At 61.2% G+C, this 22,663-nt stretch carries 18 protein-coding genes; 3 read left to right on the top strand and 15 right to left on the bottom strand.

Annotation, left to right across the window (positions count from 1 at the left end; translation table 11 throughout):
* Window positions 1–251: 251 nt before the first annotated feature.
* Window positions 252–1,310, bottom strand: coding sequence for a tRNA(5-methylaminomethyl-2-thiouridylate) methyltransferase (locus tag ACI3L3_RS13330; protein WP_404845631.1), 1,059 nt, complete (start codon window positions 1,308–1,310; stop codon window positions 252–254).
* 233 nt (window positions 1,311–1,543) lie between these two features.
* Here ACI3L3_RS13330 and recA point away from each other — a divergent pair, with 233 nt between their 5' ends.
* The 3 genes from recA to ACI3L3_RS13345 all read left to right on the top strand — a co-directional run bounded on the left by recA (window position 1,544) and on the right by ACI3L3_RS13345 (window position 6,188).
* Window positions 1,544–2,635 carry a recombinase RecA gene (gene recA / locus ACI3L3_RS13335; protein WP_404845632.1) on the top strand — a complete coding sequence of 364 codons (1,092 nt, stop codon included), beginning with the start codon at window positions 1,544–1,546 and terminating at the stop codon, window positions 2,633–2,635.
* Window positions 2,636–2,761: 126 nt separating this feature from the next.
* Window positions 2,762–5,404, top strand: coding sequence for an alanine--tRNA ligase (gene alaS / locus ACI3L3_RS13340; RefSeq protein ID WP_404845633.1), 2,643 nt, complete (start codon window positions 2,762–2,764; stop codon window positions 5,402–5,404).
* 181 nt (window positions 5,405–5,585) lie between these two features.
* A complete protein-coding gene (locus tag ACI3L3_RS13345) occupies window positions 5,586–6,188 on the top strand; it encodes a hypothetical protein (RefSeq protein ID WP_404845634.1) in 603 nt (200 codons plus the stop codon).
* Between the two features lie 735 nt (window positions 6,189–6,923).
* On the opposite strand, the gene ACI3L3_RS13350 is transcribed toward ACI3L3_RS13345, so the two are convergent.
* From ACI3L3_RS13350 to ACI3L3_RS13415, 14 genes are all read right to left on the bottom strand, one after another.
* Window positions 6,924–7,847 (bottom strand): ABC transporter substrate-binding protein, encoded by a 924-nt coding sequence (locus tag ACI3L3_RS13350; RefSeq protein WP_404845635.1) that lies wholly within the window; start codon window positions 7,845–7,847, stop codon window positions 6,924–6,926.
* A gap of 249 nt (window positions 7,848–8,096) precedes the next feature.
* A complete protein-coding gene (locus tag ACI3L3_RS13355; protein WP_404845636.1) occupies window positions 8,097–9,020 on the bottom strand; it encodes an ABC transporter substrate-binding protein in 924 nt (307 codons plus the stop codon).
* 1,011 nt (window positions 9,021–10,031) lie between these two features.
* Window positions 10,032–10,712 carry a transcriptional regulator gene (locus ACI3L3_RS13360; protein WP_404845637.1) on the bottom strand — a complete coding sequence of 227 codons (681 nt, stop codon included), beginning with the start codon at window positions 10,710–10,712 and terminating at the stop codon, window positions 10,032–10,034.
* Between the two features lie 181 nt (window positions 10,713–10,893).
* The gene (locus ACI3L3_RS13365; protein WP_404845638.1) at window positions 10,894–12,207 is read right to left on the bottom strand and encodes a serine dehydratase subunit alpha family protein; all 1,314 of its coding nucleotides are present in this window, start codon (window positions 12,205–12,207) and stop codon (window positions 10,894–10,896) included.
* A gap of 12 nt (window positions 12,208–12,219) precedes the next feature.
* Window positions 12,220–13,431, bottom strand: a complete 1,212-nt coding sequence (locus tag ACI3L3_RS13370) for a dicarboxylate/amino acid:cation symporter (protein ID WP_404845639.1) — start codon at window positions 13,429–13,431, stop codon at window positions 12,220–12,222.
* Window positions 13,432–13,542: 111 nt separating this feature from the next.
* Window positions 13,543–13,917: a RidA family protein gene (locus tag ACI3L3_RS13375; RefSeq protein ID WP_404845640.1), complete on the bottom strand. Its 375-nt coding sequence runs from the start codon at window positions 13,915–13,917 to the stop codon at window positions 13,543–13,545.
* A gap of 504 nt (window positions 13,918–14,421) precedes the next feature.
* Complete coding sequence (locus ACI3L3_RS13380; protein WP_404845641.1) at window positions 14,422–15,642, bottom strand: ABC transporter permease; 1,221 nt, start codon at window positions 15,640–15,642, stop codon at window positions 14,422–14,424.
* Window positions 15,643–15,792: 150 nt separating this feature from the next.
* Window positions 15,793–16,626 (bottom strand): FAD/NAD(P)-binding protein, encoded by an 834-nt coding sequence (locus ACI3L3_RS13385; RefSeq protein ID WP_404845642.1) that lies wholly within the window; start codon window positions 16,624–16,626, stop codon window positions 15,793–15,795.
* A complete protein-coding gene (locus ACI3L3_RS13390) occupies window positions 16,619–17,668 on the bottom strand; it encodes a 4Fe-4S dicluster domain-containing protein (RefSeq protein ID WP_404845643.1) in 1,050 nt (349 codons plus the stop codon). Before ACI3L3_RS13390 ends, ACI3L3_RS13385 begins: the two co-directional genes overlap by 8 nt.
* Complete coding sequence (locus ACI3L3_RS13395) at window positions 17,668–18,624, bottom strand: 4Fe-4S dicluster domain-containing protein (protein WP_404845644.1); 957 nt, start codon at window positions 18,622–18,624, stop codon at window positions 17,668–17,670. The genes ACI3L3_RS13390 and ACI3L3_RS13395 overlap by 1 nt, the downstream gene beginning before the upstream one ends.
* Window positions 18,612–19,088 carry a hydrogenase iron-sulfur subunit gene (locus ACI3L3_RS13400; RefSeq protein ID WP_404845645.1) on the bottom strand — a complete coding sequence of 159 codons (477 nt, stop codon included), beginning with the start codon at window positions 19,086–19,088 and terminating at the stop codon, window positions 18,612–18,614. The genes ACI3L3_RS13395 and ACI3L3_RS13400 overlap by 13 nt, the downstream gene beginning before the upstream one ends.
* Window positions 19,055–21,037 (bottom strand): 4Fe-4S binding protein, encoded by a 1,983-nt coding sequence (locus ACI3L3_RS13405; RefSeq protein ID WP_404845646.1) that lies wholly within the window; start codon window positions 21,035–21,037, stop codon window positions 19,055–19,057. The genes ACI3L3_RS13400 and ACI3L3_RS13405 overlap by 34 nt, the downstream gene beginning before the upstream one ends.
* Entirely contained in the window at window positions 21,034–21,936 is a 903-nt protein-coding gene (locus ACI3L3_RS13410) for a CoB--CoM heterodisulfide reductase iron-sulfur subunit B family protein (RefSeq protein ID WP_404845647.1), read from the bottom strand. The genes ACI3L3_RS13405 and ACI3L3_RS13410 overlap by 4 nt, the downstream gene beginning before the upstream one ends.
* A complete protein-coding gene (locus ACI3L3_RS13415; protein ID WP_404845648.1) occupies window positions 21,933–22,514 on the bottom strand; it encodes a 4Fe-4S dicluster domain-containing protein in 582 nt (193 codons plus the stop codon). The genes ACI3L3_RS13410 and ACI3L3_RS13415 overlap by 4 nt, the downstream gene beginning before the upstream one ends.
* Between the last annotated feature and the right edge of the window lie 149 nt (window positions 22,515–22,663).

The raw sequence follows: 22,663 nt of genomic DNA on the forward strand, positions 1-22,663 counted from the left end.
GGACCCGGATGAGTGTTGGGTGAGTTGTCGAATACAGGATGATGCGTGCTCGTACCACATCATGAAGCAGCGGGTGTTGGCAACCTTGGGCCGACGAGGAAAAGCCCGGTCCAGCCGCGGTGGCGTCCGGGTCGAATCGTAATGAAAATCGTGGCCGTTGCCCGGCTCGTTTCTGTGGTGTTGATTCGCCTCAGGACACCCGGTTCGCGTACTGACCAGGCTTTGTGGAATACTAAGCAATACCCGTGCCGTTAGCGCTTTTTGGGGTCCATGGCATTGCGCGTTGGTATGGCGTCCTGCCAGGTGCATTCCTTCCAGCCAAGCGCCGTCTCGCGTGAAGGGTAAATGGTGACGGTGTGTTCGGTGTCACCCTGCGTGACGGTAACGGTGATGTCCGTTTCCGCGCGGCGCGCCTTGGGCGAGAACGACGCCATAAAGGCGGCGGCGTCACGTACGGCGTCTTCGGTCCATGCGCCGGTAAATTGACGCCCCAGCGCGAGGGGACCGGGATAGCCCACCACGTCAAAGACGAGGTCCGTCTCGGTGATGTTGCGGCGGATCATTTCATTACTATGCTGGTCGCGGCCGATGGTTAGCCAGTGCGTGCCCGCCCAGTATTGCCGCCCCACGTTGGACAGGTAGAAGTCCTGCGCCGTGGGCGCGGGGTGGTGCTGGAACACCGGCGCGTAACGGCAGGCCGAGGCCTGTTCCGTCAGGCGGCAGCCGCCAGCGGGGGTGGGGATGTCCGTGATGCCGAATTCTTCGGCAAGGCGTAGCTGGTCCTTACGGCCACGGCCGGAGATGCCGTGCAGGCGCTCGCGGTCCACCAGACCGGATTCCTCCATGGGCGTGGGCGGCAGGGTTTTGGCGCACAGCGGGCGCAGCAGCAGACCTTCGGTGTCGGATTCATTGATGACGGAGTTCATGGCGTCACGCCGCTGCGACATGGGGCGCTGGCCCACCACCTCGCCGGTGGCGATGAATGTGGCGCCGTACTTCTCCAGCAGCTGGCGGGTGTGGCGCAGCATGATGATTTTGCAGTCCACGCACGGGTTGTAATACTTGCCAAAGCCGTACTTCGGCTTATCAAGCATCATCTGGACGTAGTCGTCGCCGATATTCACGACGTCGATGTCCAGCCCGTAGGTTTTGCGCCAGCCGCGCACGCGGCCCGGATGCCCAAAGAAGGGCGTGACGAAGTGCAGGCATTTGACGCGGAGGCCCTGTGCCTGAAGAACCTTGGCCGACAAGAGTGAATCGAGCCCGGCCGAAAACAGGGCCAGAGCGTCGTATGTGGTGTTCTTGGTCATGGGAAGAAAGGCTATACCCATGCTCGGCGCGGGTGGCAAGGGGTGAGGCTGGCGGGAAAACCTTATGCCAAGCGGCTTCGTCAATTATTCCGAGAGAAATGGTCGGAATGTTTGCTGCACACAAATTTTCTCCTGCCGCCTCCCCTGCGGGGACACGTGCGCAGTTGCCGGACGGCGGGGGTTCTGCTATGTGTCGGAGGCTTTCGCTATAAATATTTCATGGAGTGATACATATGGCCAAACGTCGTACCCAGCAGCTGAGTCCCGAAGAAATGCGCAGGGAGGCATTGAGCACCGCTCTGTCGACCATTGAGCGCAAGTACGGTCAGGGTTCTGTCATGAAGCTGTCCGACGATGCGCATGTCAATATACCGACCATTCCCACCGGCTCCATTGCATTGGATATGGCGCTGGGTATCGGCGGCATCCCGCAGGGACGCGTCACCGAGGTCTACGGTCCCGAATCTTCGGGTAAGACCACGCTGACCCTGCATATCATTGCAGAGTGCCAGAAGCAGGGCGGTGTGGCCGCGTTTATCGACGCGGAGCACGCACTGGATATCAACTACGCCCGCCGCCTTGGTGTGAACACCGAGGAACTCATCATCTCCCAGCCGGACTACGGCGAGCAGGCGCTGGACATCGCCGACATGCTCGTGCGTTCCGGAGCCGTGGACATCATCGTTATCGACTCCGTTGCCGCGCTTATCCCGCAGGCCGAGCTGGAGGGGAACATGGGCGAGACGCAGGTGGGCGGACAAGCGCGCCTGATGTCCCACGCCCTCAGAAAGCTGACGGGTACCATCCATAAGTCCCGCGCTTCCGTCATGTTCATCAACCAGATCCGTATGAAAATCGGCATGACGGGCTACGGCAGCCCCGAGACCACCACCGGTGGTAACGCGCTGAAGTTCTACTCCTCCATCCGTATGGACATCCGCCGCATTCAGACCTTGAAGGACAAGGAAGAATCCTACGGCATCCGCGCCCGCGTGAAGGTGGTGAAGAACAAGGTCGCCCCGCCCTTCCGCGAGGCCCAGTTCGACGTGCTCTACGGCACCGGCATCTCCCGCGAGGGTGAGCTTCTGGATATGGGCGTCGATAACGGCATCGTGGAGAAGAGCGGCTCGTGGTACGCCTTCGGTTCCGAGCGCCTTGGGCAGGGCAAGGAGAACGTCCGCGCCATGCTGCAGGAAAACAAGGAACTGGCCCAAACCATCGAGACGGCCCTGCTCAAGCATCTGGGCGTCATTGAAGACGATGAGGCCGAAGCCCCCGCGGCGGAAACGGAAACGGAAACCGAAACCACCCCGGCCGAGGCATAACTTTACCCCAATCGGCGGGCTGCTCGCACGGAGCAGCCCGCCGACCTGCCTTTATACCCTAGACCCGCCAAAAGAATTTCATCGCCCCGCATGGGGCGAAACGCATGTGTACAGGAGAGCTGCATCGTGTTGAGTGCCAATGAGATCAGGACGAAATTCCTGGAATATTTCGAACGCCACGGGCATACCATCGTGGAATCCGCCTCCCTCGTCCCCAAGGACGACCCGACCCTGCTGTTTACCAACGCAGGTATGGTCCCCTTCAAAAAGATCTTTCAGGGGCAGGAAAAGCGTGACTACAAGCGCGCCACCACCTCCCAGAAATGTCTGCGCGTAGGCGGCAAGCACAACGACCTCGAAAACGTGGGCCGCACCGCGCGCCACCACACGTTCTTTGAGATGCTCGGCAATTTTTCCTTTGGCGACTACTTCAAGGAACAGGCCATCGGCTTTGCCTGGGGCTTCATCACCGAGGAACTCGGTCTGCCCAAGGATAAGCTCTACATCACCATCTACAATGATGATGACGAGGCCGCTGAGCTGTGGCAGCGCGTTGCAGGCGTTTCCCCGGACCGCATCTACCGCCTTGGCGAGAAGGACAACTTCTGGTCCATGGGCGACACCGGCCCCTGTGGTCCCTGCTCCGAAATCCACATCGATCAGGGCGAGCACATGTCCTGCGGCCCGGACTGCGGCATCGGCAAGTGCGACTGCGACCGTTTTCTGGAAATCTGGAACCTCGTGTTCATGCAGTACAACCAGCACGCCGACGGCACCCGCACCGACCTGCCCCGTCCCAGCATCGACACCGGCATGGGCCTTGAGCGCATTGCCGCCGTGTGTCAGGGCGTGTTCTCCAACTTTGATACCGACCTCTTCCAGTCCATCATCGGCTACACCGCCGAGCTTACCGGCGTGAAGTACCGCCAGCAGGGTGAGGACGTGGACACCGCGCTGCGCGTCATTGCCGACCACAGCCGCGCCATTGCCTTCATGATTGCCGACGGCATTCTGCCTTCCAACGAGGGCCGTGGCTACGTGCTGCGCCGCCTCATCCGCCGCGCCCTGCGCTTCGGCAAGCTCATCGGCCAGAGCGAAGCCTTCCTGTACAAGGTCGCCCTCAAGGTCACCGACGACATGGGCGAGCAGTACACCGAACTGCATGAGAACAAGGACTTCATGACCCGCGTGGTCCGTGAAGAGGAAGAACGCTTCGCCCAGACTCTCGACAAGGGCCTCGTCATGCTCGAAGAGGAGCTTGCCGCCCTGAAGGACGCCGGCAAGACGCAGGTTTCCGGCGAAGTCGCCTTTAAGCTGTACGACACCTACGGCTTCCCCCTCGATATCGTGAACGACGTTGCCGAGAAGCAGGGCTACACCGTGGACGAGCCCGGCTTCGTCGCCCTCATGAAGGAGCAGAAGGAGCGCGCCAAGGCCGCTTGGAAAGGCTCCGGCGAAACCACCCTCGCCAGCCGCTTTCAGGCGCTGCTGGAGGAAGGCTTGCGCTCCGAGTTCGTCGGCTACGACTATCTTGCCGCCGAGTCCCGCATCGTCTCGCTCATGAACGACTCCGCCGACGCCGTGGACCAGTTGGCCGAAGGCCAGGAAGGCTACATCGTCACCACCCGCACGCCCTTCTACGGCGAGTCCGGCGGGCAGAGTGGCGACACCGGCATGATTTCCGCCCCCGAGGGCACCGCGCTGGTGCTGGATACCCTCAAGCCCGCCGCCGAGCTGACCGTGCATCACGTCAAGGTCGACAAGGGCACAGTACACGCCGATCAGGAAGTGCTGCTGGAAGTCACCGAAGAGGAGCGCCTTGCCGCCGCGCGCAACCACACCGCGACGCATCTGCTGCACGCCGCGCTGCGCACCGTGCTTGGCGAGCACGTCAAGCAGTCCGGTTCCCTTGTGGAGCCGAACCGCCTGCGTTTTGACTTTACCCACATCTCCGCCATGACCGAGGACGAAATCAAAGACGTGGAAGCCCTCGTCAATCGCGCCATCATGGCCGACATTTCGCTGGATGTGCAGGAGATGGACTATCAGGACGCCGTCGCCAAGGGTGCCATGGCCCTCTTTGGCGAAAAGTACACCGAGTCCGTCCGCGTGGTGGAAGTGCCTGGTGAATCCATCGAGCTGTGCGGCGGAACGCATCTGCGCAGCACCGGTCAGGCCGGGCCGTTCATAATTCTGTCCGAGACGGGCGTCGCCGCTGGCGTGCGCCGTATCGAGGCCGCCACCGGCTGGCGCGCCATGCAGCAGCTCATGGACTACCGCACCGTGACCACTGAACTCGCCGCATCCCTCAAGGGTAAGCCCGAAGAGGTTGTGGACCGTGTTCATGCCCTGCAGAAGGAAGTCAAAAGCCTCAAGAAGGACATGGAAAAGCTCGCCGCGCAGGCCGCATCCGGCAAGGGCAGCAACCTTATGGACAGCGTCGAGGAAATCGGCGGCGTGAAGGTGCTGGCCGCCAAGGTGCCCGCCCCCAACATGGGCGCCCTGCGTAAGCTCATGGACGACGTGCGCTCCAAGCTGGACTCCGGCATCGCCGCCCTTGTGTGCGAAGCCGACGGCAAGGTCAGCCTCGCCGTCTACGTCTCCAAGGACCTGCACGACCGCTTCACCGCACCCGCCCTCATCAAGCCCGTTGCGGCTGAGATTGGCGGCTCCGGTGGTGGACGCCCCGACATGGCGCAGGCTGGCGGCAACAACCCCGCAGGCATCGACGCCGCCCTTGCAAAGGTGAAGGAACTCCTCTCCGCCTAAGCGTCGGCGCAGTCGCAACGATATCCCAACGGCCGGGCTCCCATTCAGGAGCTCGGCCGTTTCTCATCATGGCGCGCGGGCGCCAAGGTTGACAGGCGGTCAGCCATATGGAAAACGCACCATGTGCAGACAGATATTACAGACGGCGCAATATTTCGCGTTGTTTTCAAAGGAGAAAATTATGATGAAGCATATCGTTCTGGCCGTGCTGCTTGTCGGCCTTGTGGCCGGGTGCAGTGTTGCGACGAGGGACAGCCAAAGGGAAAAGTCCACCATGCTGCACTCCGTGGAGGCGCTTCGCGACGCCGTGGAGCAGCATGACGTCGAGAAAATTCGGACCTACATCGACCTGCGTCACATCGTGGAGCAGGCCGTTCGCAGCGACACGAAGCGGCGTCTGGAGGCCGGGTTGCCCTCGCCCTTTGGGCACCCTTATGAGCTGCTCCAGAAGAAGGGCACGCAGGATCATCTCGTCACCATGTGGTACACCATCATCAAGGCCGAGCTGAGGCGTGGTGAAGACACACGATACGACGAGCCCATCGACCTGTGGCCCTATTCGGTGATGACGTATCAGCGCCTGCGCGCCATGCTGGCAGAGGACCCGGAAATCCGCGAGCAGGGCGGCGTGCACCATGCGACGTTTCATATTCCGGAATTCGAGGGCGTCGCTCCCGTGGATGTCGATTTTGTGATGGTCAAGTCCGGCGAGATTTGGCGGCTTTCCTCCATCGACAATATTCACAGCGTGATTGACGTTTTTGCTACGTCGATAAACAACTAATTCGGCCATCGGCCCCCTTGGGCGAGGCAGACAACACAGGCCGGAGGCGCAAGAGTGCGTCTTCGGCCTTTTCTTTTTTGCTCCGCAGGCCAAAGGGCCGCGGGCCCTTTGGGATCCCATTTGCGCACAGGCCGGGCGGCTTTGGAGAGGGCGGTCGTCACCCCTGACGGCTCTCGGGGGCACGGGAGGTGATGGCGTGTGGTGGAGTGGGGGGCAGGGCTTTTGTGCTCCGCAGGCCAAAGGGCCGTGGGCCCTTTGGAATCCCATTTGCGCACAAACCGGTTGCTTTGGGATGGAACAGTCGTCACCCCTGACGGCTCTCGTCCGTGTGGAGGGGGAATTGTATTGGGGGGTGTTGGCGCGTGGGGCTGGGCGGTGAGAATCCCTGTTTGGGGGGAAGATGGCTGAGGGGGGGGTATTGTGGGAGTGTATGATCCCACCCTAAACCCCGTATTTTCGGGGGCGGCTTCCGCCCCCGAAAATCCTAAGGATTCTTAAGGAAATTATTTCCTTAAGTCGCCGAAGGCATGCTTTTTCTTCATTTTTGCCTCCTCAAATGAGGTGGGATGCGTATGGGCCTTCATTCAGCCGTGAAGGGCCATACGCATCCCGAACCACAACCCGTTTTCCGGCCCGGCTCTCTGTGGGCCGAAATTTGGGTGCCTGCAGAGGGTGGCAGCGCCTGAGCAGGCAGGAGGCAAACGGGTGTGTGCTACGTGTTCAGCCGTGGGCGTTTTAGGACGCGATGGCCTTACGCAGCACCTCCATGGCGGGCTTGCCGTTGGCGGCTTTGACGCCCTTCAGCCAGGGGGCGATGGTCTTCATATTATTTTTGATCCACTTCGTGGCGACGGTTTCGGGCGCCTGTTCCTTAAAGCCGTACTCGTTAATCCACTCACTCTGGGTGTGGCCGGAGATGTACAGGTTTTTCAGGAAGGTATGCACCTGCGGGAAGCGGTCCTTAAAGTCGTTGCTGGCGAGGGTGTAGACGATGGACTCGTTAACGAGGCCTTCGGTGCCCGGCACGCCCGTGAGGAACTTCATATCCATCTGGAAGTTCATCCAGTGCGGGCGCCAGCCGTGGAACACAACCCACTGCTTGTGCTTAATCTTGTCCTGCACGGCCTTAATCATGGCCGGTACGGGGCTGCACAGCATTTTCCAGTCGCCGAGGTTGGCGACGTTGTTGTCGATGATTTTTTCCGTAGAGGTCTGCATGCCGCTACCGACCTCAATGCTGTAGATGGTGTTTTCAAACTTATCAGCATTGGGGGCCAGGTCGGCGATGGAGCGCACGCCGGCGTCCCACACGTAGTTGGGCACGGCGAGGCTGACGCCTGCTTCATCGAGGTTGGTGCCCACGATTTCGAAGGCGTTCTTTTCGTTCAGGGGGTTGAACAGTTCGTTCTGCAGCGGAATCCAGCTGGCAAGGTAGGCGTCGACGTCGCCGGTGGTTAGGCCGTTGTAGACCATAACGGCGCTGACTTCGACCTGCTTGCTCTCGTAGCCGATGGCTTCGAGAATCTGGGCGACGACTTCGGTTTTGACGGTAACGCCCGGCCACGGCGGAACGCCGAATTTCACGGGCTGCGCATGGGCGCTGAGGGGGGCAATGATACAAAAAACGGCAATGGCGAGAGTTGCGAGTATGTTTCGCAAGCGAACCTCCTGGTTATAGTGCATAGGGTCGGCTCTGCATCCCGTGAGCGGGGCGTGCAGGAGCCGGACCGGCCCATCCCCTGCGCTGCATCGGCACATATGCCGTGAGGCGGCTTACGGAGCCAGCATGGTGACCGGCTGGATGGTCCGGGGCCACGCGCCAACGGCAGGCCGTGCGGGGGCTGATGCCGGGGCGCTGTTTTGGCGGTCTGTCGGCCAAGTGGCGACAGACCGCATGCTCACATCGTTCTAACCGGCAAAGTCCCGGCGAACGGCGTCGATGGCGGGGGTACCGTCGACAGTCTTGACGCCGTCAAGCCACGTGGCAACGGTGTCGAGGTGCTTTCGAATCCAATCCGAGGCGACCTTCTCCGGGGCGAGTTTCTCAAACCCGAAGCTGTTGATCCATTCACTCTGCGTGTCCGCCTTGACGGTGAACTGCTTCAGGAACGTATGCGCCTGCGGGAAGCGGTCCTTAAAGTCGTTGCTGGCGATGGTGTACACCATGCTCTTGCTCACGAGGTCCTCCGTGCCGGGGACGCCTTCAAGGTACTTGATATCCATCTGGAAGTTCATCCAGTGTGGCTGCCAGCCGTGGAAGACCACCCACTGGTTGTTGCGGATGCGCTCCTGTACGGCGGAGAGCATCACCGGCGTGGTGCTGCTGACAAGCTGCCAGTCCGCAAGACCAGCGACGTCGTTCTCCACCATCTTTTCCGTGGCGGCCTGCATGGCAGAGCCAACCTCAATGGTGTACAGCTCGTTGTCAAACTTGTCCGCGTAGGCGTCCAGGTCCGCAATGGAATGCACGCCAGCGTCCCACACATACGAAGGGACACAGAAGCTGATGTTGGCCTCGCTGATGTTCATGGCCACGACATCAATGGCGTTTTTTTCCTTCAGCGGCAACAGCATGTCGTTTTGCTGCGGCAGCCATGCGGCAAGGCACGCGTCCACATCGTCCGTGGTCAGCCCTTTGTAGATAATGGGCGGGCCAATTTCGAGCTGGACGGTGTCATACCCCATGGAGTCCAGAATTTGGCAGACAACTTCCGACTTCACAGTAACACCCGGCCACGGCGGGACACCAAAGCGTATGGAATCCGCACTCGCGGAAAGCGGTACACACAAACTCAGTACAAAAAGAAGTACACTAAGACAGAGCCTACTCAATACGACCTCCAGGTTGCGGTGGGAAAGTCCGGCGCGCTTTGCAATATGATGCGTTCCACTGCGCGCCAGCTGAAAGACTATGCAGTGTAGTAGATAGAAAATGCCGCAGTCCTTGTCAAATTCATCCCCACAGTACCCTATTAACGGGTACGTATCGGTTATATCCGTATTCTGCGTTTTCGCGCTTTTTCTCAGGTTTTGCGTCGCGCAGCGTTGCGTCGCTATCCCAACACTACAGCGGCTTTGCCGTCATCCGGCACCCACGCTTTTCCCGATTTCATAGGCGCTTGTGCTGGTGTTCGCATTATTGTTTTGCGTATGCGCGCAACGTGGCATGAGTGGCGTGCATCGTGTGAGTGGGGATGTTTTGGGTATGTGGCGTGCAGAGAAGAGGACACGAAAGAAGAAGAGGAAGAGTTGTGCTCCGCAGGACAACGAGCCGCGGGCCCTTTGGGATCCCATGAGTGCACAGGCCGAGTGTATTTTGGATAGGGCGGTCGTCACCCCTGACGACTCTCGGGGGAGGAGGGTGTGATGGCGTGTGTTGGAGTGGGGCGCAGGGCTTTTTGTGCTCCGCAGGCCAAAGGGCCGTGGGCCCTTTGGAATCCCATTTGCGCACAAACCGGTTGCTTTGGGATGGAACAGTCGTCACCCCTGACGGCTCTCGTCCGTGTGGAGGGGGAATTGTATTGGGGGGTGTTGGCGCGTGGGGCTGGGCGGTGAGAATCCCTGTTTGGGGGGAAGGGAAGGTGGTTGAGGAGTGGGGTTGTACAGGTATTGTGGGAGTGTGTAATTCCACCCTAAACCCTGTATTTTCGGGGGCGGCTTCCGCCCACGAAAATTATAAGGATTCTTAAGGAAATTATTTCCTTAAGTCGCCGAAGGCCAAAAAAGGCCCGGCATCTCCTCCATACCTCCGCCGCATGGCGCCCTGCACGCCACAACACAAAAGCCCCGCGACTTTCGTCGTGGGGCTTTTGTGTTGCGATGTCTCTGGCGAGTGGTGTGCTGTTAGTCTTGGCACTTTTGCATGTAGCGGTAGATGGTTGCTTCTGAGGCGTCGAGGTACTGTGCGACGACGCCGACGCTGCCTTTGATGAGGAAGACGCCTTTTCGGTTGAGTTCGGCGACGATTTCGGTTTTTTCGTCGGCGGTCATGCGTTCCGGCGGGATGTTGTAGCGGCGGATGACGTTGAGGACCATATTTTCGGTGAGGTCTTCGATATTTTCGTGGAAGCTCTCTTCGCCGTGCGTAGGGGCGATATCGGGTGAGAGCGACGCGCCGAAGCCGCCGTTTTCGATCATATTATCGAGCAGTTCGCGCACTTGGCAGACTTTGGTGACGTCCATGTTGAGGCAGAGCATCCCCAGCAGTTCGCCATCGGCGTCTTTGATGAAGTAGGTTGCGGAGTGCAGGCGTTTGCCGTCTTTGGACAGCGAGCTGTACTCCATGATGAAGCTACGGTTCTCGTATTGTTTTTCGCGCAGGAAGCTGAGTGCGAGATCGGTCAGGGGCGCGCCGATGCGGCGTCCGCTGATGTGGTTGTTGGCGATGGCGACGACGGATTTTTCAACGCTGGTTGTGTCGTGCAGGACGACTTCGCAATCCTTCCCCAAGAATGTGCCGAGGAATTCCACAAGGGGGATGTAATCCTCGATAGAGCACAGATGCGATGTTTTTTGAAAAGCCACTGCTGGTTCCCTTTGTTGTGTGTTGCGAATTGATGTTTGTGTATACAATGGCGTTTCCGTGTGTGCAATGTTGCTGTTTTTCATCGTGTAAAAGCGGCCCCGAACTATTCGGGGCCGCTTTGTTGTGTCATCTCGTCATGTTGAGCACTGGCTTATGAGGTAGGGATGGGTGCCGGTAGCTCTATGCGGCTGTTCCTTGACGAGTTGCCGCGTGCGGGCAGCCTTTTGACACCATGGTTTTAAGGATGACCTTGTCGGTTTCCTTCATGCCATGAGAGCCAAGGCAGCCGAGGTTGAGGATGGTCTTTTCGACATCATTGTCGACGATGCCTTCACTGCCGGAGATGCTGTGTCCCTTCATGGCGAGGAAGGCGGACTGCAGGCCGGTGCTGACGGCGGAGGCGACCTTGAGGGCGCAGCCGTTTTTGGCACCGTCGCAGATCATACCGGCGATGCTGCCGACCATGTTGTTAATGGTCATCTCCACTTCCTTGATGCCGCCGTCCAGCAGAAGGACGAGGGCGCATCCGGCGGCGGTACCGGCCACGGTGGCTCCGCACAGAGCGGACAGGCGTCCGAGGCTGTGCTTGATGTGGATGCTGGTGAGGTGGCTCATGATGAGCGCCCGTGCCAGCTTTTCCTCGGAGGCTTCGAGGCGGTTGGCGCAGGCCAGCACAGGGATGGTGCAGGTCAGGCCTTGGTTGCCGCTGCCGGAGTTGCTCATGACGGGCATCTGTACGCCGTGCATGCGGGCATCGGTGGCTGCGGTGGAGAGCTTGACCGCTTCATTGATGATGGAATCACCCATGATGTGGTCTTTGATGCTCTCTTCGATGTTTTTGCCCACGCCGAGGCCGTAGGAGCCGCTGAGGCCCTTCATGGCCATGGCTTCGTTCATGCGGGCGGCTTCGAGGATGAAGGAGATGTCCTCAAAGGGCGCGTTGTTGGCAAAGTCGAAGATGCTGTCCATGGTGAGGGACCATTCTTCGTGCTCTGCGTCCTCTGCGCTTCCGGAATCCACATGCATGATGACGTCGCCGTTTTTTTCTACGTAGACGAGGCCGGTGTGGTGGCCTTTGAGGATGACGCGCGCGGAGTCGTCGCCTTTGGTGGCGATGACTTCGCAGTAGATGAGCTCGTCATTGTCTGCGACGTCGAGGACCACACGTTCTTCGGCCAGCATTTGCTTGGCCTCTTCGGCCTGCATGGGTGAGAGGTCTTTAAGGACCTCAAGCATGGCTTCGGACTTGCCGCCTATGGCACCAGCGGCGACGGCGATATTCAGGCCGCGTTCGCCGGTACCGGGGACGCCGACACCCATTCCGTTCTTGAGCAGGTTGCCCGAGACGAAGGCTTCGAGTTTCTCGGGGGTGGCACCGAGGGTCTCTGCGGCCTTGGCTGCGGTAAGGGCCACAGCGATGGGTTCGGTACATCCGATGGCGGGAACGACTTCACGGTGAAGCAGTTCGATGTATTGGGTCCATTCGGCTTTCATGTCTGTTATCTCTTATTCGTTAGCGGCGGCTGCTTGGGCGTTGGCCTTTGTCAGCTCGCCGTTTTTGTTGAACAGTCCTTCCAGCATGAGGGCGATGGCGCCGTCACCGGTCACGTTGCACGCGGTGCCGAAGCTATCCTGCAGGGCGAAGACGGCAACCAGCAGGGCGACACCCGCGGGGTCGAACTGGAGCACGCCGACGACGATGCCGAGGGAGGCCATAACCGTGCCGCCGGGGACGCCGGGAGCGCCGATGGCGAACACGCCGAAGAGGATGATGAACAGGAACATGGTGCCGAAGGTCGGCAGGTGGCCGTAGAGCATCAGGGAGATGGTCATGGCGAAGAAGGTTTCAGTCAGCACGGAGCCGCACAGATGGATGGTGGCGCCGAGGGGGATCATGAACTCGCTGGTGTCCTTGGAGAGCACCTTGGACTTGCCGGCGCAGCGCAGGGCCACGGGCAGGGTGGCGGCGCTGGACATGGTGCCAACGGCGGTGAGGTATGCGGGACCGTAGTGCTTGATGACTTCAATGGGGTTACGGCCGGAGATGATGCCGGCGATGGTGTACATCACGGTCAGCCAGATGGCATGGCCGAGCAGCACCAGCACGATAACCTTCAGGAACACGGGCAGCTGCTTGGTCAGGCTGCCTTCGTATGCCAGAGCGGCGAAGGTGGTGGCGATGAACAGCGGCAGGACGGGGATGACCATTTTCTGGATGACCTTGAGCATGATGGCTTCAAACTCGAACAGGCCTTTCTTGAAGCCCTCGGCCTTGGTCCACAGCACGGTCACGCCGAGGATGATGGCGGTGACGAGTGCGGTCATCACGGACATGATGGGCGGAATGTTGAGCTGGAAGGTGATCTCCGGCAGCTCGCGCAGGCCGGCAACGGCGGTGGGCACGGACAGGTGCGGGATGATCAGGTAGCCAGCGACACAGGCCATGGTGGCCGCGCCCACGGCGGAGAGGTAGGCGATGCTGGCGCCAGCGCCCAGCATGCGGTTGGCGTTATTCTGCAGCCGGGTAATGGACGGCGCGATGAACGCGATGATGACCAGCGGGACAGTGTAGAAAATGAACTGTCCAAGGACGTGCTTCAAGCTGCACACCACTTCCATGACGGCTTCGTTGGCGACGAGACCAACGATCACACCTGCGGCGATGCCCATCAGGAGCTGGAGAATGAAACCCCATTCACTCTTCTTTTTCTGACTCATTGCAAAACCCCTCTTCAAGAATCGGTTGAGTGTGTCGCATCACCGCACTGCACACGAGGTGATGCGAGCCGCCCCACACAGCGTGGGGCGGCACAATTCGGACGGGAACAACTATTTGGCGGCGATGACTTCAATCTCCACCAGTGCATCCTTGGGAAGTCTGGCGACCTGGAAGCAGCTGCGGCCCGGGAAGGGTTCGCCGAAGTAGGAGGCGTACACTTCATTCATAGCGCCGAAGTTGGCCATGTCGCTCAGGAATACGGTGGTCTTGACCACGTCGGTGAGCTGCGCGCCGCCGGCCTCGAGGATGGCCTTGACGTTTTCGAGAGACTGCTTGGTCTGCTCTTCGATGCTCTCGGGCATGTCACCGGTTTCGGGATTGATGGGCAGCTGGCCGGAGGTAAAGATCAGGTTACCTGCGACGCCGGCCTGAGAGTAGGGGCCGATGGCTGCGGGGGCGTTGGTGGTACTGATGATATCGGGCATTGTTGGAGCTCTCCTTTGCTGGATTACCGTTTCGTGTGTTTGTGCTTTTGGGATAGTTCTGTTTTTCACGCGGGTCAATAAAAAATTTGCACAGCGATAAGAATTTTTTATTACACTGCGGCACATGCCGTGGGTCCTGTGTTCATTAAATGCTGGAATTTGAATGAGTTGGCCGACACTCGCAGCGTGAGAGAAAATCGTGCAAGTGTGAGAATTTTTGTCTCATGGAGAGAAAAGAGCGCGCGAAAGAGGTGGTAAGGCGGCGGTTTTCACTGGGACGCAGGTCTGGCGAAAGGAGAAGTGGTGCTGCGGCAAGAGAAGGGCGGCAGAAATCAGAAGCGTTGACGTGGGCGAAACAGGGCGCGGGCGTGGGGCGGATGATGCTGAACAGGTGCAGGTGGTGGCGCTGGAGAAATGGTGGCGGTGGTCTGCGGCGCGGAGTGGTGTAGGCCGGGATGCGGCGTGTGCGAAGGAGCGCGGCGAGTGTGGGCCGAAGGGGGAACCCTATTCGTGGTTGCGCAAAATGTCCAGAATCTCAAAGCGCGACGCCTGCCACGCCGGGTAGCCGCCGGCGGCAAGGCCCAGCAGTACGGACCCCACAAGAATGCCCGCCATCAGTCCGGGACGGTACACAAAGGGGAACCCCGCCACGGCGTAGACCACGCTGATGAGGCCAAGGGCGCAGATGACGCCAAGGGTCCCGCCGATGCCGGAGAGCAGCCCCGCCTCAAAGAGGAATTGACTGATGATGTCTGAGCGGCGGGCGCCAACGGCGCGGCGGATGCCAATCTCCATGCGCCGTGCGCGGACCAGCAGAATCATAATGGATAGGATGCCCAGCCCGCCAACGGCAAAGGACACCGTGGAGCTGATAAGCCCCAGCGTGCCCACAAGGTCGAGGGCCTGTTGCTGGAGCTTGATGGTATCGCGCGCGGTGAGCACGGCAAAGTCGTCGGGCTGGCCTTCGGAAATGTTGTGCCGGTGGCGCAGAATGGCTGAGGCCGACTCCTTGGCGCGTTCTGGGGCTACCCAGTCCGCAAGCTGAACATACGCGCCGGAGATGGCGTCGGTGTTGGCCATGCGGCGCATATAGGTCGTGATGGGGACAAAGACCTGCTCGTCTTGGTCCGTGCCAACGATGTCGCTGCCTTTGGCCTCCATAACCCCAATCACGCGCAGGCGCGCGCGAAAGAAGGTGACGCGCTGGCCAAGGGCGCGTTCCGGCTGTCGGAACAGACGGGTGGCGATTTTTTGCCCCAGCACGCAGACCATGGCCTTGTCGGTGACGTCTGCGGCGGAGATAAAGCGGCCAAAGTCCGGCGTAAGGTTGCGGACGGTGCTGTACTCTGGCGTGACGCCGATGAGCACGGAGGGAATTTTGGTGTCGCCCGCGCGGATGGGCATATCCGTTTGGGTGAAGGGGGCGTGGCGGCGCGCTCCGGGCATGCCGTCGGCAAGGGCTTGCGCGTCGGCCATGGTAAAGGTGCTGGCCGTGTCCTTGACGCGGGCGTTGCCGCGCCGCCAGCGGATGCGGCCGGCGCGGGCCATGAAGAGATTGGGGCCGAGCTTTTGGATTTCCACCTCGGCCTTGCGCACCATGGCCGTGGACATGTGCTGTACGCCCGTCAGCGCCAGTGCGCCCAAAAACACGCCAAGCATGGCAAGCGCGGTGCGCAGCTTGTGTGTTTGCAGGGACCGTATGGCGATGTTCAGGCTGAAGTGCATGCAGGCTCCGCGTGTGGCGTCTGGTGAAATGCGCGGCCTCCGTGCGCCGCACCGCAGAGAATACGGGAAAAGACGGCGGGGGCAAAGCCCCGAAAGGATGGAAAAACGCGCCGCCGTCTCCATCTGGAAGGTGACGGCGGCGCGGGTGGGTTACATTTCCTGTGGCAGCTCTTTCAGCTCGGCCCATGAGAAGACGGGGCCGTCCACGCATACGAATTTGTTGCCGATATTGCAGCGGCCACATAGGCCCACGCCGCACTTCATGCGGCGCTCCAGCGTGGTGATGATGCGCTCGGGCGGAAAGCCCAGCTCCTCCAGAGCCTGCACGGTGAACTTAATCATAATGGGCGGGCCGCAGGTGACGGCCACCGCGCCCTCGGGCGAGGGGTTCATTTCGCGCAGGATGTTGGGGATGAGGCCGACGTGGCCGGTCCAGTCGTCGGAGCCGTTGTCCACGGTCTGCACCAGTTCCACGTCTTCGCGCGCGGCCCAGTCCTTCAGGTCTTCATCGTAGCAGAAGTCCTCGGGCGAGCGGGAGCCGTAGAGGATGGTGATGCGGCCGTAGTCCTCGCGGTTGTCCAGCATGAACATGATGAGCGAGCGCAGGGGCGCCATGCCGATGCCGCCGCCAATGAACACGATGTCCTTGCCCTTCATATCCTCATACGGAAAGAAGTTGCCCAGCGGCGCGCGCACGCCGACGGTGTCGCCAACGCTCAGGCAGTGCAGGGCCGCGGTGACTTCGCCCGCCTTCATGACGCTGAACTGGAGCATGTCCTTTTGCGTGGGCGAGGAGTTGATGACAAAGGTGGACTCGCCCGTGCCAAAGACGGACAGCTGGCCCACCTGACCCGGCTCAAAGGTGAAGGCCTTCATGCGTTCCGGCGCATTGAGCACAACGCGGAAGGTCTTGATATTGGCAGTCTCCTCCACAATCTCGGTGATGGTGCCGAGGTCGGGGAGGTAGGGATTCGCGTCAGGCATTGTGCTTCTCCTTGGCACGCAGGACGATGGTGCGGATGTCGACTCCGGCGGGACACTTTTTGACGCAGCGGCCGCAGCCCACGCAGCCGAACTGTCCGCCGTGTCCGGCAGGATGGTAGTTGAACTTGTGCTGGATGCGGTTGCGCAGGCGGTAGTTCTTGGTCATGCGCGGATTGTGGCCGCTGGCCTCACGCGTGTACATGGGCGACATACAGTTGTCCCATGTGCGCAGGCGTTCGCCGGAGGTTCCGTTGGCCTCGTCCGTGATGTTGAAGCACGAGCAGGTGGGGCACAGGTAGGTGCACGCGCCGCAGCTGAGGCACTGGGAGGCGATGTCGTCCCAGAACTCGTCATCGGCAAAGCAGGCCTGCAGGGCTTCGGGCGCGTCGGACAGGTCCGGGGCGTCGCCAAGGCGCTCGCGCGCGGTGTCGTGCACGGCCTTGGCGGCTTGCACCTGTTCTTCGGTGGCGTCGGCAAAGGGCGCTTCGGCCACAAGGGCGGCGCCTTTTTCCGTGACGCCGTCGGCCACGTAGCCGCCATCAACAGGGGTCAGCAGGATGTCGGTGCCTTCGGTGCTGTCCGGACCGCCGCCGGTCCAGTGGCAGAAGCAGGTCGCCTGCGGCCGGGCACAGGCCACGGACACCAGCACGGCGTTGTTGCGCCGCGCGGCGTAGTAGGTATCCTCCACCGGGCCTTTGAGCAGAATCTCATCCAGCACGGCAAAGCCGCGCGCACCGCACGGGGGCGTGCCAAAGATGAGAACGCGGTCCTCCGAGACGGTGGGCTGCAGGTCCACCTGCGCGTTGCCGTCGTGCTCCGTGTCGCGGCGGATGCGGAAGCGGAAGAGTACCTCGGTCTGCGGGAAGATGGCGTCCTTGGGCGGCATGGAGGGCAGCGTCTCCAGCTCGGGCATGGACGAGCCGTCATGCTGGCGGAAGACCACCGCCGCGCCCTCGCGCATGGGGGCGATGACGCGGTGGTCCTGCCCCATGCGGGACAGCCACGGGACGATGTCGTCATGGGCAAGAAAGCGTGTGGACATTACCACTCCTTCTCTTCGATATGGTCTTCCTCCACCTTAAAGGTGAAGAGCGGCGGCGTGGCGCTTTCGTCCAGTCCGGCTTCATAGTCGAACAGGTCGAGGACCTCGCGGTTCAGCTTCTTCTTGAGCATGAGCACCGGGATGTCCATGGGGCAGGCGCGTTCGCATTCGCCGCATTCGGTACAGCGTCCGGCGGTGTGCATGGCGTGGATGAGTTGGAACATCCATTTTTCCTGCACGCCCGTTTCCTGCGACAGCCAGTGCGGGTCGCGGGTTTCGGCGATGCAGTGGTCGCGGCACACGCACAGGGGGCAGGCGTTGCGGCAGGCATAGCACCGCGTACACCGGCTGAGTTCCTCCTGCCAGAAGCGGAAGCGGTCCTCCAGCGGCTGTTCCTCGAACTTCTCAAGGCGGGCGAAGCGGTTTTCAATCTCTTCGCGGGGCTGGATAGGCTCGCCCGCGATGTGGTCGAACACCAGCGGGTTGGGATACTTGCAGGACAGACACTTGTCCGCCGCAATGTCCGCAAAGGGGAAGTCGCGCTCGCCTTCGTCGGTGGTGATGGTGATGGTTTCGCCGTGGAAGGTGACGCCGGTGACGCGGTTCACGTCCATGTGGCGGCGCAGCTTGTTGTGGCTGACCACGCCCTCGCAGGGCATGCCGAAGATGACGAGGTTGTCGCGGGAGATGAGCTTTTCCTGCAGCAGTTGGATAACGGAGCGGCTGTCGCAGCCCTTGATGACCACGCCAACGGTTTTGTCCTTGAGGCTGGGCAGATAGGTCGCCAGATTGTGGACGCAGCGCTGGTCAAAGACCATTTTATCCACGTCCTCCGGGGCGTACATGCGCAGGGGCGAGGCGTGCAGCGGGTCGTACCCGGCCTGCCAGCCAAGGACAAAGTCCACATCGTCCAGGCGGTCGAGGATGAGCTTTTTGAGCGTCTCTACGCGGGCCATACGTCGCCTCCCTGCTGCAGTCGGCTGATAATCTCGGCGCGGGGTTCGCTGAGGCGCGGGCCGGGGCCGAGGGTGTGGATGTGCTCCGTAAAGGTGGTGACGACGTTGCGCCACTTGTTGCCCTCTGAAGCGGACACCCACGTGTATTCAAAGCGCCGGGGGTCTATGCCGAGCACGGGCATGAAGCGCTTGAGCACCTCAAGCCGCCGCCGGGCGTAGAAGTTGCCCTCGGTGTAGTGACAGTCATTGGGATGGCAGCCGGAGACGAGCACGCCGTCAGCGCCGCCCATGAAGGCTTTGAGCACGAACAGCGGGTCCACGCGCCCGGTGCAGGGCATGCGGACGATGCGCAGGTCCGTGGGCTGGCTGAACCGGGCCACGCCGGCGGTGTCGGCACCGCCATACGAGCACCAGTTGCACAGAAAGCCGACTATGCGAAGTTCTCTTTGTTCCATTTCCGGCATAGGGCATTGACCTCGGCAAGAATCTGATTGTCAGTGAAATGCTGGAGCTGAACGGCCTTGTGCGGGCAAGCCACGGAGCAGATGCCGCAGCCCTGACAGATGGTTTCCACCACCTGCGCCTTGGGATTGCCGAACCGGTCCTCCACACTCTGGATAGCGCCAAAGGGGCAGACGGAGATGCATTTGCCGCAGCCCACACAGCGCCGCTGGTCCACAAGGGCGATTTGCGGGTCCGTCTCCATGGTCTCCTTGGCGAACATGGACAGCACCTTGGCCGCCGCCGCACTGCCCTGCGCCACGGAGGACGGAATGTCCTTCAGGCCCTGACAGGCGCCGGCAACAAAGACGCCGGCGGTGTTGGTCTCCACAGGTCGCAGCTTGGGGTGCCCTTCCATGAAGAAGCCGTTGGTGTCGTACGAGATGCGCAGATGCTCCGCCAACTCGCGCGCGCCGTGGGACGGTTCGCCGCCAACGGCCAGAACCACAAGGTCCGCGTCAATTTCCACCTGCGCGCCGAGCAGGGTATCCATGCCGCACACCGTCAGATGGTCCGAATGCGGGTGGATGCGCGACACGCGGCCGCGCACGTACTGCACGCCGTATTCAATTTTGGCGCGGTCGATGAACTCTTCGTAGCCCTTTTGCGGGGCGCGGATGTCCATATAGAAGACATAGGTCTCGGCGTCGGGGATATGGCTTTTGGTCAACACGGCCTGCTTGGCCGTGTACATGCAGCAAAAGCCGGAGCAGTAGGGCCTGTCCTTGGCCTTATCGCGCGAGCCAACGCACTGGATGAATACCACGCGTTTTGGTTCGCGTCCGTCCGAGGGGCGCGTAACGTGACCGCCCGTGGGGCCGGAGGCCGAGAGCATGCGCTCGTACTGCAGTGAGGTAATGACGTCCGGGTATCGCCCGCCGCCGTATTCCTCGTACTTGGAGTGGTCGAACACGTCGTAGCCCGTGGCGGTGACAATGGCGCCCACCTTGTGGGTGACGGTTTCGTCCTTTTGCTCAAAGTTCACGGCCTGCACCGGGCAGACCTTGGCGCAGACGCCGCATTTGTCCTTGGTGAGCTTGATGCAGTGGTCCGCGTCGATGACGGCCTTTTTGGGGATGGCCTGCGGGAAGGCAATCTTGATGGCCGACGTGGTGCCCACGCCCTCGTTGAACGAGTCGAAGGACTTTTTGCTGGGGCACTTTTCCATGCACAGGCCACAGCCCGTACACAGGTTCCAGTCCACGTAGGTGGTCTTTTTGCGGATGGAGACCTCAAAGTTGCCTACATAGCCGGACACCTCGTCCACCTCGGCATTGGCGATGAGGGTGATGTTCGGGTGCTGGGCCACGTCCACCATCTTGGGGCCAAGAATACAGGTGGAGCAGTCCACCGTGGGGAAGGTTTTGTCCAGCTTGGCCATCTTGCCGCCGATGGTGGGGCTTTTTTCCACCAGCACCACGTCCAGCCCGCCGTCGGCGCAGTCCAGCGCGGTCTGGATGCCCGCCACGCCGCCGCCAATAACCAGCACGCGCCGGTTCACCTGAAAGGTCTTGGGCAGAAGCGGTCTGTCGCGCCGCAGTTTTTCCACGGCGGCCAGCACAAGCTCGGAGGCCTTGTTGGTGTTCAGCTCCTTGTCGCTGCCCACCCACGAGACATGCTCGCGGATGTTGGCCATCTCGAACATGAAGCGGTTCAGCCCGCCGCGCTCCACGGCGCGCCGGAAGGTGTTCTCATGCATGCGCGGTGAGCACGAGGCCACAACCACGCCGTCCAGCCGGTGGTCCCGGATGGCCTGCACAATGGCTTCCTGTCCCGGTTCGGAGCAGGTGTACATATGGTCCATGGCGAACACCACGTCCGGGTATTCGCGCGCCATTTCCGCCACACGCGCACAGTCCACGGTGGCGGCGATGTTGCTGCCGCAATGGCAGACGAAAACGCCTACTCTCATGCGTCGTCTCCTGCCGTGTTGGTGTTGGCGAGCACCGCCTGCGCGAGGCCCTTGGGGCTGACGGCGTGCTGGTCCAGGCCAAGGTCGCGGATGTCCAGACCCAGGGCCAGTCCTACCAGCTGCGTGATGTAGAATACGGGAATATGGTGCGATGAATGGTTGGCCCGGTTCACTTGGCCCTGACGCAGGTCAAGGTTCTGGTGGCACAGCGGGCAGGCCGTGACCACGGCGTCCGCGCCCAGTTCGGCCGCGGCGTCAAGGATGCGCCCGGTGTTGCGCATCACAATGTCCTTTTTGGGGATGCCGTAGGCCGCGCCGCAACATTCCATCTTGTACGAGAATTCCTCCGGCACCTCGGCCCCAAGTGTGCGGCACAGGCGGTCCATGGAGGTGGGATTCTCGGGGTCGTCAAAGTCCATCAGCCCCGCCGGACGCGTAAGCAAACAGCCATAGTAGGGGACAATGGTCAGCCCGGACAGGCTGTGCAGGGCGCGCTGGGCAATGGTTTCTTCGCCTACGTCCTCCAGCAGAATCTGGAGGATGCTGCGACAGTCCACATTGCCCGCGTAGGGGCGGTCCAGCAGGCCGTTGACGCGCTCGCGGAAGGCCTCATCCTGCATCTTCGTATTGGCGGAGCGCAGGTTTTTCAGGCAACCAGGACACGGCGTGGCAACGGTGTTTTGTCCAGCAGTGCTGGCGATTTCGAGGTTGCGGGCCGAAAGGGCGGCGGCCAGTTCGTGGTCCACCGTGTGTGCGGGTGTGGAGCCGCAACAGCTCCAGTCCGTCATTTCAATAAGCTCCACACCCAGTGCGGCAAGCACCGCGCGGGAGGAGCGGTCGTTCTCCCGGGACGTACCCTCTTGCGAGCACCCCGGATAGTACGCGTAGGCCTGACTCACAGCGCGTGGCCTCCTTCCTTCTTGCGGCGTTCCAACCATCGTTTGGCGATGGCGGCGACCTCGGCCTTGCCCGCGATGTCATGCGGGCGCAGGGACAGCTTGCCCTTGGGCAGGATGCGGTGGGCGAGGTCGGCCCCCGTAAACGGGCGACCGGAACGCAGGTTGTACTCCGCCATCAGCCCCATTTCGTACACCCGCCCATGGCGGAAGATGCTGCGCAGGAAGCTGTCGTGGAAGAGCTTGACGTTGCGCTCCGAGGCAAAGCCCTCGCGGCGGGCCATGTGGCGCAAAACGTCCATCACCAATGCCACGTCAATGCCGTTGGGGCACCGCGTGGAGCAGGTTTCGCACGTGGCGCACAGCCACAGCGAACGGGCGGAAAGCACAGCCTTGCGCTGACCGGCCTGAACAAGTCGGAGTATTTGGCTGACGGGAACGTCCGACGCGCTGGCGGCAGGACAGCCCGCAGTACACTTGCCGCACTGGTAGCACAGCGCAAGGTCCTGCCCGCTGGCCTCCCGGACGTCCTGAATGAACGTGCGGTCGGACTCGTCCGTGAAACGTATGGTCTTCTCCATGAAGGACGCCTCCAATGGATGCAGTGCGCGGCGTAAACCCAATCCCCACCAAAGTTCAAGGGATGGCTTTTGCGCCGGAAGGGAATGAAAGCATTACTTCATAATGTCATACTTTGTCACCCTACCCTTCTGCGTGCGGGTTGCAGAGG

Source organism: Desulfobaculum sp. SPO524 (genome assembly GCF_044987625.1).
Classification (GTDB): Bacteria; Desulfobacterota; Desulfovibrionia; order Desulfovibrionales; family Desulfovibrionaceae; genus Desulfobaculum.

Excerpts from the sequence above, each read along its gene's own strand:
- ACI3L3_RS13330 (WP_404845631.1), bottom strand. The coding sequence starts at position 1,310 with ATGACCAAGAACACCACATACGACGCTCTGGCCCTGTTTTCGGCCGGG.
- recA (WP_404845632.1), top strand. The coding sequence starts at position 1,544 with ATGGCCAAACGTCGTACCCAGCAGCTGAGTCCCGAAGAAATGCGCAGG.
- ACI3L3_RS13345 (WP_404845634.1), top strand. The coding sequence starts at position 5,586 with ATGATGAAGCATATCGTTCTGGCCGTGCTGCTTGTCGGCCTTGTGGCC.
- ACI3L3_RS13365 (WP_404845638.1), bottom strand. The coding sequence starts at position 12,207 with ATGAAAGCCGAATGGACCCAATACATCGAACTGCTTCACCGTGAAGTC.
- ACI3L3_RS13370 (WP_404845639.1), bottom strand. The coding sequence starts at position 13,431 with ATGAGTCAGAAAAAGAAGAGTGAATGGGGTTTCATTCTCCAGCTCCTG.
- ACI3L3_RS13375 (WP_404845640.1), bottom strand. The coding sequence starts at position 13,917 with ATGCCCGATATCATCAGTACCACCAACGCCCCCGCAGCCATCGGCCCC.
- ACI3L3_RS13380 (WP_404845641.1), bottom strand. The coding sequence starts at position 15,642 with ATGCACTTCAGCCTGAACATCGCCATACGGTCCCTGCAAACACACAAG.
- ACI3L3_RS13385 (WP_404845642.1), bottom strand. The coding sequence starts at position 16,626 with ATGCCTGACGCGAATCCCTACCTCCCCGACCTCGGCACCATCACCGAG.
- ACI3L3_RS13390 (WP_404845643.1), bottom strand. The coding sequence starts at position 17,668 with ATGTCCACACGCTTTCTTGCCCATGACGACATCGTCCCGTGGCTGTCC.
- ACI3L3_RS13395 (WP_404845644.1), bottom strand. The coding sequence starts at position 18,624 with ATGGCCCGCGTAGAGACGCTCAAAAAGCTCATCCTCGACCGCCTGGAC.
- ACI3L3_RS13400 (WP_404845645.1), bottom strand. The coding sequence starts at position 19,088 with ATGCCGGAAATGGAACAAAGAGAACTTCGCATAGTCGGCTTTCTGTGC.
- ACI3L3_RS13405 (WP_404845646.1), bottom strand. The coding sequence starts at position 21,037 with ATGAGAGTAGGCGTTTTCGTCTGCCATTGCGGCAGCAACATCGCCGCC.
- ACI3L3_RS13415 (WP_404845648.1), bottom strand. The coding sequence starts at position 22,514 with ATGGAGAAGACCATACGTTTCACGGACGAGTCCGACCGCACGTTCATT.